This window comes from Azospirillum himalayense (assembly GCF_042657465.1).
GTDB classification, from domain to species: domain Bacteria; phylum Pseudomonadota; class Alphaproteobacteria; order Azospirillales; family Azospirillaceae; genus Azospirillum; species Azospirillum himalayense.
Genome location: NZ_JBHSLC010000033.1, coordinates 1 through 12,700 on the forward strand (window position 1 = coordinate 1; position 12,700 = coordinate 12,700).

At 67.3% G+C, this 12,700-nt stretch carries 13 protein-coding genes and 1 tRNA gene; 8 read left to right on the top strand and 6 right to left on the bottom strand.

Annotated features, from left to right (window positions below; all coding sequences use genetic code 11):
- Window positions 1-55: 55 nt before the first annotated feature.
- From ACFPMG_RS16345 to ACFPMG_RS16360, 4 genes are all read right to left on the bottom strand, one after another.
- Window positions 56-131: transfer RNA gene (locus tag ACFPMG_RS16345), tRNA-Lys, on the bottom strand.
- A gap of 121 nt (window positions 132-252) precedes the next feature.
- Window positions 253-801: a pantetheine-phosphate adenylyltransferase gene (gene coaD / locus ACFPMG_RS16350; protein WP_376996219.1), complete on the bottom strand. Its 549-nt coding sequence runs from the start codon at window positions 799-801 to the stop codon at window positions 253-255.
- A 21-nt stretch (window positions 802-822) separates the two neighbouring features.
- Window positions 823-3,630 carry a DNA gyrase subunit A gene (gene gyrA / locus ACFPMG_RS16355; protein ID WP_376996220.1) on the bottom strand — a complete coding sequence of 936 codons (2,808 nt, stop codon included), beginning with the start codon at window positions 3,628-3,630 and terminating at the stop codon, window positions 823-825.
- Between the two features lie 216 nt (window positions 3,631-3,846).
- On the bottom strand, window positions 3,847-5,226 hold the full coding sequence (locus tag ACFPMG_RS16360) for an MATE family efflux transporter (protein WP_376996221.1): 1,380 nt from the start codon (window positions 5,224-5,226) through the stop codon (window positions 3,847-3,849).
- A 193-nt stretch (window positions 5,227-5,419) separates the two neighbouring features.
- Here ACFPMG_RS16360 and ACFPMG_RS16365 point away from each other — a divergent pair, with 193 nt between their 5' ends.
- The 6 genes from ACFPMG_RS16365 to ACFPMG_RS16390 all read left to right on the top strand — a co-directional run bounded on the left by ACFPMG_RS16365 (window position 5,420) and on the right by ACFPMG_RS16390 (window position 7,988).
- The gene (locus ACFPMG_RS16365) at window positions 5,420-5,572 is read left to right on the top strand and encodes an entericidin A/B family lipoprotein (RefSeq protein ID WP_014197259.1); all 153 of its coding nucleotides are present in this window, start codon (window positions 5,420-5,422) and stop codon (window positions 5,570-5,572) included.
- A 41-nt stretch (window positions 5,573-5,613) separates the two neighbouring features.
- The gene (locus ACFPMG_RS16370; RefSeq protein ID WP_376996222.1) at window positions 5,614-5,802 is read left to right on the top strand and encodes a hypothetical protein; all 189 of its coding nucleotides are present in this window, start codon (window positions 5,614-5,616) and stop codon (window positions 5,800-5,802) included.
- Window positions 5,803-6,057: 255 nt separating this feature from the next.
- Window positions 6,058-6,684: a calcium-binding protein gene (locus ACFPMG_RS16375; RefSeq protein WP_376996223.1), complete on the top strand. Its 627-nt coding sequence runs from the start codon at window positions 6,058-6,060 to the stop codon at window positions 6,682-6,684.
- A 155-nt stretch (window positions 6,685-6,839) separates the two neighbouring features.
- Window positions 6,840-7,292, top strand: a complete 453-nt coding sequence (locus ACFPMG_RS16380; RefSeq protein WP_376996224.1) for a hypothetical protein — start codon at window positions 6,840-6,842, stop codon at window positions 7,290-7,292.
- Between the two features lie 141 nt (window positions 7,293-7,433).
- Window positions 7,434-7,688, top strand: coding sequence for a hypothetical protein (locus tag ACFPMG_RS16385; protein WP_376996225.1), 255 nt, complete (start codon window positions 7,434-7,436; stop codon window positions 7,686-7,688).
- Window positions 7,689-7,742: 54 nt separating this feature from the next.
- The gene (locus ACFPMG_RS16390; RefSeq protein ID WP_376996226.1) at window positions 7,743-7,988 is read left to right on the top strand and encodes a hypothetical protein; all 246 of its coding nucleotides are present in this window, start codon (window positions 7,743-7,745) and stop codon (window positions 7,986-7,988) included.
- A gap of 17 nt (window positions 7,989-8,005) precedes the next feature.
- Here the strand turns inward: ACFPMG_RS16390 and ACFPMG_RS16395 are convergent, their stop codons facing one another.
- A complete protein-coding gene (locus ACFPMG_RS16395) occupies window positions 8,006-8,311 on the bottom strand; it encodes a hypothetical protein (protein WP_376996227.1) in 306 nt (101 codons plus the stop codon).
- A 154-nt stretch (window positions 8,312-8,465) separates the two neighbouring features.
- Window positions 8,466-8,963, bottom strand: coding sequence for a single-stranded DNA-binding protein (locus ACFPMG_RS16400; protein ID WP_376996228.1), 498 nt, complete (start codon window positions 8,961-8,963; stop codon window positions 8,466-8,468).
- A gap of 489 nt (window positions 8,964-9,452) precedes the next feature.
- Here ACFPMG_RS16400 and uvrA point away from each other — a divergent pair, with 489 nt between their 5' ends.
- The gene (uvrA, locus tag ACFPMG_RS16405) at window positions 9,453-12,305 is read left to right on the top strand and encodes an excinuclease ABC subunit UvrA (protein WP_376996229.1); all 2,853 of its coding nucleotides are present in this window, start codon (window positions 9,453-9,455) and stop codon (window positions 12,303-12,305) included.
- Window positions 12,306-12,420: 115 nt separating this feature from the next.
- Window positions 12,421-12,621, top strand: coding sequence for a hypothetical protein (locus ACFPMG_RS16410; RefSeq protein ID WP_376996230.1), 201 nt, complete (start codon window positions 12,421-12,423; stop codon window positions 12,619-12,621).
- Window positions 12,622-12,700 lie beyond the last annotated feature (79 nt).

A 12,700-nucleotide genomic window follows, 5' to 3' on the forward strand; every position in this document is an offset into this window, starting at 1 on the left:
TTGCAAACCGGGGCAAAATCAGGGGTTCAAGCTTGCGCTAACCCATTGAGGGGAATGGTGATCCGGGTGGGATTCGAACCCACGGCCACATGATTAAAAGTCACGTGCTCTACCGACTGAGCTACCGGATCACAGAGGCATACGGACCGTTGCCGATGCGGGGCGCAACATAGGGGGCGGTGACTCCCCCGTCAACAGCGGGGTTGGGCGGAGCGCACAAAAATTTCGCTCTCCGCCGCAACCCCGGCGCCGTCACTGTTTGAGGGTCTGCACCTGCTTGCTGGCATCGCCGTTCCCGGCCTCCAGGGCGAAGCGCTCGGCCAGATGCTCGGCCACCCGGCCGCTGACGAAGCCGCGGATGTCGCCGCCCAGACGCCCGATCTCCTTGACGAAGCGCGACGAGATGAACTGGCTCTTTTCCGAGGCCATCAGGAACATGGTCTCGATCTTCGGGTTCAGGCGGGCATTCATGCCCGCCATCTGAAACTCGTACTCGAAGTCGGAGACCGCCCGCAGGCCACGGATGATCACGGTGGCGTTCACCTCCACCGCAAAATGCATCAGCAGCGTGTCGAAGGCCCGCACCTCGATGCTGGCCCCGGCGTTGTTCAGGGCGATCACGTCTTCCCGGACCATCGCCACCCGCTCGTCCGTCGAGAAGAGCGGGCCTTTGCCGGCGTTGCGGGCGACGCCGACGATCAGATGATCGACGAGGCGCGAAGCCCGCTGGATGATGTCCATGTGCCCGTTGGTGATCGGGTCGAAGGTGCCGGGATAGACACCGATGCGACGCTTGGCCATGGGAGTACCTTCCGCCTCTTTTTATTCGATCGTGTCACCGGGCGTGTCGCCAGGAGCGGCCTCGTTCCCAGCCGCATCCTCCACGGAAGCCGTCCCGCCGCCGTTCGGATCGCCACCGTTGCCGTTGGTCCCGTTCCCGTTGGTGTCCTCGTCCTCGGCGATGGACGCGACGGACACCACGCGCTCGTCCGCACCGACGCGGAACAGCGTGACGCCCAGCGTCTTGCGGCCCGCGATGCGCACGTCGTGGATCGGCATGCGGATGACCTGACCGCCGTTGGTCACCATCATTACCTGATGCGAGTCCTCCACCGGGAAGGCCGCGACGATGGAGCCGTTGCGCTCGCCCATTTCCATGTTCCAGATGCCCTGGCCGCCGCGGCCGGTCACCCGGTACTCGTAGGAGGAGGTCCGCTTGCCGTAGCCACGCTCGGTCACGGTCAGCACATACTGTTCAAGACCCTTCAGTTCCTCGTAGCGCTCGGCGCTGAGCATGACGGCCTCGGTCGGCACCTCGTCGGCCTCCGGCGCCGCCTCGCCCTCCATGTCGATGCCTTCCTCGCGCTTGCGCTTCAGGAAGGCGGCGCGCTCCTCGGGCGAGGACTCGACGTGGTGGAGCGTGGTCATCGAAATGACCTCGTCGCCGTCGGCCAGACGGATGCCGCGCACGCCGGTCGAGGTGCGGCCGGCGAAGACGCGGACGTCGGCGACCTCGAAGCGGATGCACTTGCCGCCGCCGGTGGCCAGCAGGACGTCATCGGCCTCGGAGCAGGTGCGGACGGCGATCAGACGCTCGCCTTCCTCCTCCAGCTTCATGGCAATCAGGCCGTTGGAGCGGATGTTGGCGAAATCCGACAGGCGGTTGCGCCGCACGTTGCCCTTCGAGGTGGCGAAGACCACGTGCAGGTCCGCCCACACGGCCTCGTCCTCGGGCAGCGGCAGGACGGTGGTGATGGTCTCGCCGTCGATCAGCGGCAGCAGGTTCACGAAGGCCTTGCCGCGTGCCTGCGGGTTGCCCAGCGGCAGGCGGTAGACCTTCAGCTTGTAGACCATGCCGCGCGACGAGAAGAGCAGCAGCGGCGTGTGGGTGTTGGCGACGAACAGGTCGCTGACCGCGTCCTCCGCCTTCATCGACATGCCCGATCGCCCCTTGCCGCCGCGCTTCTGCGCGCGGTAGGTGGACAGCGGCACGCGCTTCACGTAGCCGGACTGGCTGACCGTGACGACCATGTCCTCGCGCTGGATCAGGTCCTCGATGTCGGCCTCGAACTCCAGCTCCTGGATCTCGGTACGGCGCGGGGTGCCGAACCGCTCCTTCATCTCCACCAGCTCGTCGCGGAGGATGCCCAGCAGCTTCGCGCGGTTGGCCAGAGTCTCCAGGTAGTCAGCGATCTGGTCGGTGACGTCCTTCAGCTCGGCGCCGATCCGGTCGCGTTCCAGCCCGGTCAGGCGGTGCAGGCGCAAGTCGAGGATGGCGCGGGCCTGCTCCTCCGACAGGCGGTAGGTGCCGTTCTCCGACACGCCGCGGCCCGGCTCGTCGATCAGCGCGATCAGCGGGGCGACGTCCATGGCCGGCCACTCGCGCTCCATCATCTGCTCGCGCGCCCAGACGGGGTCCGGGGCGCTGCGGATCAGCGCGATCATGGCGTCCAGATTGGCGACGGCGACGGCCAGACCGACCAAGGTGTGGGCGCGCTCGCGCGCCTTTCCCAGCAGGAACTCGGTGCGCCGGGTGATGACCTGCTCACGGAACCGGACGAACGCCGCGATGATGGCCTTCAGGTCCATCAGCTCCGGACGGCCGCCGTTCAGCGCCAGCATGTTGACGCCGAAGGAGGTCTGGAGCTGGGTGTGGCGGAAGAGCTGGGCCAGCACCACGTCGGGCACGGCGTCGCGTTTCAGCTCGATCACCACGCGCACACCGTCGCGGTCCGATTCGTCGCGCAGGTCGGCGATGCCCTCGATCGTCTTGTCGTTGACGACCTCGCCGATGCGCTCCATCAGCTTGGACTTGTTGACCTGATACGGGATCTCCGTCGCCACGATGGCGAGGCGGTCCTTGCGCACCTCCTCGATGTCGGTCTTGGCGCGGATGATGACGGAACCGCGCCCGGTCATCAGGGCCGAGCGGACGCCCGACCGGCCGAGGATCATGCCGCCCGTCGGGAAATCCGGACCGGGCACGATCTCGATCAGCTCTTCGAGCGTGACGTCGTTGTTGTCGATGTAGGCGCAGCAGGCGTCCACCACCTCCCCCAGATTGTGGGTCGGGATGTTGGTCGCCATGCCGACGGCGATGCCGCCCGCACCGTTGACCAGCAGGTTGGGGAAGCGCGCCGGGACGACCGTGGGCTCCTTGCCCGAATCGTCGTAGTTGGCCTGGAAATCGACGGTGTCCTTGTCGATGTCGTCGAGCAGCGCCTCCGCCGCCTTGGCCAGCCGCGCCTCGGTGTAGCGCATGGCCGCGGGCGGGTCGCCGTCCATCGAGCCGAAGTTGCCCTGCCCGTCGATCAGCGGCAGGCGCATCGAGAAGTCCTGCGCCATGCGGACCATGGCGTCGTAGATCGCGCTGTCGCCGTGCGGGTGGTATTTACCCATCACGTCGCCGACGATGCGCGCCGACTTCTTGTAGGGCTTGGTCGAATCGTACCCGCCCTCCTTCATCGCGTAGAGGATGCGGCGGTGCACCGGCTTCAGCCCGTCGCGGACGTCGGGCAGAGCGCGGCTCACGATCACGCTCATCGCGTAATCGAGATAGGACCGGCGCATCTCGTCTTCGATGGTGACCGGCGCGATGTCGGAGGCGGGAGGAAGGGGCGTCGTGCTCAAGGAGACAAACTCATTCTACGGGCTGCGGCGATGCTCGGTGTTCAACGCTTGCTGTTCAACGCTCAAGGTCAACACTTAAGGTTCAACGGGACTTAAGGTTCAACGGGGCACGTCCGCACGGCCCTTCGGGCCGCTGCATGTAATATAAGAATTCCTATCAGCTTTCGCATGTGCACACAACGCTCCGGCAGTCCCACGATTTCTGGCCTTTGCAGGTCAATGGCCTCCGGCCTTTGCAGGACGAGGGCGGCTCAACAGCGCGAAGCGCAGCGAAAGGATGGTCACGGATACCACACTGGCGATCAAAATTCCCTCAAAAAGACCACGCGCGCCGCGCTCCAACCCGAAGGCGAGCAAGGCCGACACCGGAATCATCACCACCGCGTAGGAGATGAAGTGCAGCGCGGTGGGAACCCAAGCGTCGCCGCGCCCGCGCAGAGCGTTCGCCATGACCACCTGCCCGCCGTCCGCCACCAGAACCCAGGCGGTGAAGGCGATCAGCGGCGCCACCGCGGCGATCAGCTGGGGGTCGGCGCTGTAGATCGCCGCCAGCGGCTCCGGCATCCAGCGGTAGAGCACCCCGACTCCGGCCAGGATCAGGCTGGTCACCGCCAGCCCCGTCCAGCCGGCCAGCGCCATGTCCAGCGGGTCGCGCCGACCATAGGCCACCCCCACCCGCACCGCCGTGGCCGAGGCCAGCCCGACCGCCGCCATGAAGGGCAGCGCCGTCAGGTTCAGCCCGACCGTGTAGGCACCGAGCGCCAGCGGCGAGATCATCCCGGCGAACAGGCCCAGCGTGGCGAAGGCGCCGCTTTCCACGCCCAGGCTGACCCCGGCGGCGTAGCCGAGATGGCGCTGTCTGCGGCTGCCGCTCCACCAGTCGCGGACCGGGTCGCGCACCGCCCAGCGGGCGTGGTCGCTCATGTGCCAGGCGTAGAAGACAAGGCCGAGGCCCATCCCCCAGCGCACCGCCGTGGTCGCCCAGGCCGAGCCGACCGCCCCCAGGGCCGGAAATCCGCCATGCCCCCAGACCAGCATCCAGGCGAGCAGCGCGTTCAGGAGATTGCCGAGGATCATCGCCACCATGCCCGGTATGGGCCTCTTCAGCCCCTCCAGGAAGAAGCCGGTGGCGACGTACAGCATCATGCCCGGCATGCCGTAGCCGAGCACCGCCATCACCTGTCCGCCGCCCGCGGCGAGATCCGCGGACTGGCCGGTCAGGCGGAAGAAGGGCTCCCCGGCCAGCGAGGCCAGGGCGAAGAGGATGCCGAGCAGCAGCGCGTAGGGAATCGCCCGGCGCCAGATGCGCCCGCACTCCGCGTCCTGCCCCGCGCCCAGCGCATGGGCGGTCACCGCCACCACGCCCATCATCAGCCCCACGCCGGTGGTGACCAGCAGGTTCGCCGGCAGATGGGCCAGCCCGTAATAGGCCAGTTCCTGCGCGCTGTAGCGGCCGACGATGGCCGTATCCACCGCCATCATGACGACCAACCCGGCGCGCGAGACGATGACCGGGGCGGCCAGCCGCAGCAATTCACCGGCATGGGTGCGCAGACGGTCGGCCAGGAGAGGGGCGGGAATCGCGTGGTCAGGCATGATCGGGGTGTCGGTCGCTTATGTACGGTTGTCACCGCCGTGGCGGAACCGGCCATCTTGACCGTGCGGCGTACCACGTCAAGTGGCGGCTTATTGTCCTTCCGCCCTGTTGCAAATCCGCCGAATGGGCCGGAACCAACGCCTGCGGCGGCGCGTTGACGAAGCAACAGCATCCACTGAGGAGTTCGGGATCATGAGCCGCTCCATGCCGTTCCCCGTCCGCCAGATCGCCCTCGCCAGCTTCGTCCTGACCTTCGCCGCGCTGCTCGTCGGCTGCAACACGATCGAAGGGGCCGGGCAGGACGTCCAGGCCGGCGGCCGGGCCGTCGAACGCGCCGCCGAGTGACGCGCCCGCCCACACCTTATCAACCACAGAGAGCCATCCGCATGAGCGATCCCATGACGCCGGAACGGCCCACCGAGGTGCCGCCCCCGAGCAACCCGAACACCCCGCAGCCGGACCGTCCGACCACACCGGACCCCTACCCGGTTCCCGCGAATCCCGACACCCCTCCGGAAATGCCGCCCCCGGCCGATCAGCCGGTTCCCGGTATGCCGTCGCCGACCCAGGCGTAAGGCGCCGGACACGACGCAATCCGCGTGAGAGTCGTTTCAAGAAAGGCCGATGCCGCAGGGCGTCGGCCTTTTCCTTGTCCGGGTTCCGGCTGCCCGAAGTCGAAGATTCGAATCTGAAAACAACACCGAAACACATGAGCAACAACGCTGAAGGGGCCGTGGCAAAAATTGGCACCAATGCGTTAAGTGTTTTTTTACCTTTCTCTCCCCTCACCTTGATGTTAACTATTTGTTAATCATTGAGGAGGGCCAACCATGGCTAGGTTTTCGGGCACCAACGCCGCCGAACGCTACCTCGGCACCGATTCCGCTGACACGGTCTATGGCAATGGAGGAAATGATTCGCTCTCCGGAGGTCTCGGCAACGACACGCTTGATGGTGGAGCTGGGAATGACTGGCTGGGCGATCCCTACGCCGGCGATCCGGGCAACGACCACATGTACGGGCGCCAGGGCGGCGACCAGCTGTTCGGCGGGGCCGGCAACGACTGGCTGGACGGCGGGTCGGGCAACGACACGGTGAAGGGCGGGCGCGGCGACGACACCTTGGTTGGTGGAACCGGCGACGATTGGCTGATCGACACGCTGCGCGACGACGGGTCCGACGTCTTCCTGCCCGGCGCCGGCAACGACCATATGGTCAGCTACCGCGACGGCGCGACGGACATCTTCCGCTTCGACGTGGCGCCGGGCGGCTTCGGCACCGACGACATCAGCTATTTCGAAGCGGGGATCGACCGCATCGAGTTCCGCGGCTTCTCCGCCGCCGACCTGACCGTCTCCACCACCGCCACCAGCACGGCCTTCGGCTTCCGGGACGGGTCGTCGCTGACGGTGGACTCGGTTGGGCTGGTGTCCGGCCGCGACTATGTCTTCACCTGACCGGTAATCCTGTCCGAAGGAGGTACCGCGGGCATGAGGACCTGATGGCGCAAGGGGCGTGGCCGCGGCTGGCCGCGCCCTTTTCCGTTCCGGTCCGCTGCCCCTCCGCTCCGCTGCCGCGTTATAGCCTTGCCCACGCGACGGAGGAGCCACGCATGAACCATCGACGCTTCACCCCCCGCCCCGCCACCCGGCTGCTCGCCGTCTGCGTCCTGGCCGCGCTCGGCGCCTGCGCTGAGACCGGCGCCACGCAACGGCCCATGGCGCAGATGTCACCCCTGGAACTGGTCGGGCTGACGGTGCAATCCATTCCCGAGAACCGTATTCTGGGGGCGGTGGAGGATGTCGTCCTCACCACGGCCCGCGAACCGGTCCAGCTCGTGGTGGCGAGCGGCGCGCCGGTCCATCCGGTGAAACGCCACGTGACGCTGGACTCCGGGCAGCTGCGCTATTCGGAAGAGCGGCAGGCCCTCGTTCTCACCGGCATGACGGCGGATGAGTTCGACGCCCTGTTCGCCACCCCCGCCGCGATGTCTCCGGCTCTGGCTCCCCTTCCCGGCAATCCGGCGGACGCCACCAACTGGAACCGCGCCACCGCCCCGCGCTGATCCCTCCTTCGGCCAGACCCTGCGAAGAGCCCCATGACGGGGCCGCAAGGTCTGGCCGGCGGGCGTCCTTTGGGCTTTCAACGGTTATGATATAACGTTACATATCCCCAAAGTTGTTTGGCGACACGCGGCAACGGGGGGATGATGATCAAGGATGGGGATGCGCCGGACGGTCCGGCGGGATTCGAGGCGGCGCTGGACCTGGTGCGCTCGCTGTGGACCGAGGGACGGAACGAGGGCGTGCCGGACCGGCTGGTCGCCTGGGCGATGATGGTCGAATCGGTGGACCGGCTCGCCGCCCTGCATGGCCCGGTCGCGACGGCGAGTTTGCTCGACCGGTTGGGCCGGGCCGTTCTGGACACTCCTCCAGGCGCCAGTCCGGGATCACTTCAATGAGCGGGGTGACCAACAACCGCTTCTACGGCGCGCTCCTGGCGGGAGGCGAAGCCGGTGGTCCTGCATCCACGCTTCTTCGACGGGTTCCGGGACTTCCTCGACGGGCGCCCGTTCGATTGCCGCAGGCTGGACGGCTGGCCGCTGCTCGACCAGCACCGCTACGAGAATGGCCGGGAACTGGCGGCGGATTGCCGCGCCGCCGGGATCGTCGTGCGCTGGGGTGACCGCACACGCATCCCGCGCGGGCTGATGGACTTGGTTGCCGGAGGACGTGGTTGCCGGGCGCGCCCGGCGTCGTGAAGAGCCCCGAAGGCCCCTCAGAAGCGCAGGCCGGCCGCGGGATTGTCGATCTGGTTGAGCGGGCAACGGCAGGTCGGACAGGACATCTGGGAAAGCAGCGTGTTGCGCTGCTCCTCCGTCAGCGAGACGCCGGCCGCCTGAACCGCTTCGTCGATCATCCGGCGATGATAGGCGGTGGCGCAGCAGCCCTCGTCCAGCACACCCTTCAGATCGTCGTTCGGAATCACGCGGAACGCCGCGGCGGGACCGGACAGGGTCGCGGCGCCACCACCGACCGCGACGGCGGCAAGGGCACGCAGGATGTGACGGCGCTGGGGGGCCATGGCTGCTCCTCGATCACGACGGACGCTCGCCGTGGAATCTCGGTTGGCGGGCATCCCCCGTCAAGCCCGGCCTGCGCAGGTCATGCGAAGACAAGCCTGCGGCCGGTAGAGGACGGGAGGGGGAAAGCCCCCTCCCTCACGATCATCCGGGTGGTCAGAACGGGATTTCGTCGTCCAGGTCGTCGTGCTTTGGCGGAGCACCACCGCCGCTGCGGCCGCCACCGCCGCCACCGTAGCCGCCACCGCCGCTGCCGCCGCCGCCGTAGCCACCGCCGCCGCCGCCACGCGACTCGTAACCGCCGCCACCGCCGCCGCCGTAACCGCCACCACCGCCGCCTTCGCCTTCACGACCGCCGGTGAAGTCGATCTCGGCAACACGCACCGAGAGGCCGGCGCCACGGGTGCCGTCGCGCTTCTCGAACTCGCGGATCGTCACCTCGCCGGAGATCACCACGGCCTTGCCCTTGGTCAGGTGCGGCGCCAGAGCCTCCGCGCGGCGGCCCCAGATGGAGCAGTCCACCCACTGGGTGGTCTTGCGGTCGCCGAACCCGACGTCGTTGGCGACGCGGAAACCCAGGACCTTTTCACCGCTCTGCGTGGAGCGAAGCTCGCCGTCCGCGCCGAGGCGCCCCGTAAACGTCCATACATTCATCGCACGTGTCTCCTAGCGCGGGTTCCCGGTATCCCATCCGACCCGTTCGGGCGCCCGGCGGAAGGGCGTCCGGATACCGGGGGTGTCTGTTCGCAGGGCCGGTTTGATCCGTGGTCCGGTCCATGCCCGCCCCCGCCTTGCGCTTCACAAAGCACGGGGGACAGGCACGGGTCAACCGCCGCCGCCGGAGCGCTTCGCCCCTTCCGCCCGGATCAACCCGCCCGGCCCGCGCGGAAGAGAACACTCCATGAACAAACATAGCAGAGAGAGTCCGTGTCGCCAACCGATTCCTTGGTGGCTCCCCATCATCGTCTCCCCGGCGCCTCTCCGCCCCCTCCCCGAGGTTCCTGCATCCCGCCCCTGCGTCCCACGCGGCCGGAAAGGAACGCGCGCCGGTGGCAAACGCCTGCGCGTAGCACATATCTGTCCGGGCTTTCGGAGCTTTTTTGGCGCCTTCCCTTCCCCTCCGGTTTCGGCTAAGAACACTCCATGAACAAGCACATCAGTGTCCGCGGCGCGCGGGAGCACAACCTCAAGAACGTCGATGTCGATCTGCCTCGGGACGAGCTGATCGTCATCACCGGCTTGTCGGGATCGGGCAAGTCATCGCTGGCGTTCGACACGATCTACGCGGAAGGCCAGCGGCGCTACGTCGAGAGCCTGTCGGCCTACGCGCGCCAGTTCCTGGAACTGATGCAGAAGCCGGACGTCGACTCGATCGAGGGGCTGTCGCCGGCCATCTCGATCGAGCAGAAGACGACCTCGAAGAATCCGCGCTCCACCGTCGGCACGGTGACGGAGATCTACGACTACATGCGCCTGCTGTGGGCGCGGGTCGGCATCCCCTACTCCCCGGCCACCGGCCTGCCCATCGAAAGCCAGACGGTCAGCCAGATGGTCGACCGCATCCTGGCGATGCCGGAGGGCACGCGCCTGCTGCTGCTGGCGCCGCTCATCCGCGGCCGCAAGGGCGAGTACAAGAAGGAAATCCAGGACCTCCGCAAGCGCGGCTTCCAGCGCGTGCGCGTCGACGGCACGATGCATGAGATCGACGAGGTCCCGGCGCTCAACAAGAAGCTGAAGCACGACATCGACGTGGTGGTGGACCGCATCGTCGTGCGCGAGGGGCTGGGCAACCGGCTCGCCGATTCGCTGGAGACGGCGCTCGGCCTCGCCGACGGGATCGTCTTCGTCGAGGACGCCGAGTCGCACGAGCAGACCGTCTTCTCGCAGAAATTCGCCTGCCCGGTGTCCGGCTTCACGATTCCGGAGATCGAGCCGCGGCTGTTCTCCTTCAACAACCCGTTCGGCGCCTGCCCAGCCTGCGACGGGCTGGGCAGCAAGATCTACTTCGACCCCATGCTGGTCGTCCCGGACGAGCGGCTGTCGCTGAAGAAGGGCGCCATCGCCCCCTGGGCCGGCTCCTCCTCCCAGTATTACGTGCAGACGCTGGAGAGCATCGCCCAGCATTTCGGCGTCGCCATGGACACGCCGTGGGAAAAGCTGCCGGAGAAGGTCCGCCAGACCATCCTCTACGGCTCCGACGGCGCGCCGATCACGATGACCTACGACGACGGGCTGCGCAGCTACCAGACGAACAAGGCCTTCGAGGGCATCGTCAACAACCTGGAGCGCCGCTACCGCGAGACGGAAAGCGCCTACATGCGGGAGGAGCTGTCCAAGTACCAGTCCTCCCAGCCCTGCGAGACCTGCAAGGGCGCCCGCCTGAAGCCGGAGGCGCTGGCCGTCAAGGTGCACGGCCAGCACATCTCCCAGGCGGCGGAGATGTCCATCGCCGACGCGGCGACGTGGTTCAGCACGCTGAACGACCATCTGCGCCCGAAGGACAAGGAGATCGCCTACCGCATCCTCAAGGAGATCAACGAGCGGCTGGGCTTCCTCAACGCGGTGGGGCTGGAGTACCTGACGCTCAGCCGCGGCTCCGGCTCGCTGTCCGGCGGCGAGAGCCAGCGCATCCGCCTCGCCTCGCAGATCGGGTCCGGCCTGACCGGCGTGCTCTACGTGCTCGACGAGCCGTCGATCGGCCTGCACCAGCGCGACAACGACCGGCTGTTGGCGACGCTGAAGCGGCTGCGCGACCTCGGCAACACCGTGATCGTGGTGGAGCATGACGAGGACGCCATCCGCACTGCCGACTATCTGGTGGACATGGGCCCCGGCGCCGGCCAGCACGGCGGCACCGTGATCGCCCAGGGCACCCCGGCGGAGGTTCAGGCCAATCCGGACAGCGTCACCGCCCAGTTCCTCAACGGCACCCGCTTCGTGCCGGTGCCGGACCAGCGGCGCCCCGGCCACAAGGGCCAGTTCCTGGAGGTGAAGGGCGCGCGCGCCAACAATCTTCAGAACGTCTCGGCGCGCATCCCGATGGGCACCTTCACCTGCGTGACCGGCGTGTCGGGCGGCGGCAAGTCCACCCTGATCATCGAGACGCTCTACAAGGCGGTTGCGCGCAAGCTGATGGGCGCGCGCGAGCATCCGGCGGAGCATGACGAGCTGCTGGGGCTGGAGCATCTCGACAAGGTCATCGACATCGACCAGTCGCCGATCGGCCGCACCCCGCGCTCCAACCCGGCGACCTACACCGGCGCCTTCACCCCGATCCGCGACTGGTTCGCCGGCCTGCCGGAGGCCAAGGCCCGCGGCTACGGCCCCGGCCGCTTCTCCTTCAACGTCAAGGGCGGGCGTTGCGAGGCGTGCCAGGGCGACGGCGTCATCAAGATCGAGATGCACTTCCTGCCCGACGTCTACGTCACCTGCGACGTCTGCCATGGCAAGCGCTACAACCGTGAGACGCTGGAAGTCACCTACCGCGACAAGACCATCGCCGACGTGCTCGACATGACCGTCGAGGAGGGCAAGGAGTTCTTCAAGGCGGTGCCCGGCATCCGTGACAAGCTGGAGACCCTGGAGCGGGTGGGTCTCGGCTACATCCACATCGGCCAGCCCGCCACGACGCTGTCGGGCGGCGAGGCGCAGCGGGTGAAGCTGTCCAAGGAACTGAGCCGCCGCGCCACCGGCCGCACCCTGTACATCCTCGACGAACCGACCACCGGCCTGCATTTCGCCGACGTCGAGAAGCTGATGGAGGTGCTCCACGCGCTGGTCGACCAGGGCAACACGGTGCTGGTGATCGAGCACAATCTGGAGGTCATCAAGACCGCCGACTGGATCATCGACCTCGGCCCCGAAGGCGGCACCGGCGGCGGCGAGATCGTCGCGGAGGGCACCCCGGAAGACGTGGTGAAGGTCAAGCGGAGTTACACCGGCCAGTATCTGGCTCCCTACCTGAAAGCGAAGCCGAAAAGCCGGAAGAGGGCATGAAGATGGGCCGGGGTTACCCCTGGCCTTTTTCTTAGGGCCGATTTTTGCCCTGGAAACAAAGCCGGAGCGAGGGCGTTTCCTCTTCATCGTTCGCCAAACAGGATGGAGACGGAGCATGTCAAGGACCATGATGTCCGGTGTGGCGCTGGCCTTCGGCGCGGCCCTGCTGGTCAGCGCCTGCGGGACCGACGAGTCCACCAGCACCACGACCACCACCACGACCACCTCGCCCAACTACGGCAACTCCAGCCTGACCACCCCGCCGGGCAGCGGGTCGACCACCACCGAGCGCACGACGACGACCAAGAGCGAATAAGGACTTTTCGTTTCGCTCCCAAATGGAACGGCCGGTTCCGCACAGGCGGGACCGGCCGTTGTCTTGCCGATCCTTCACT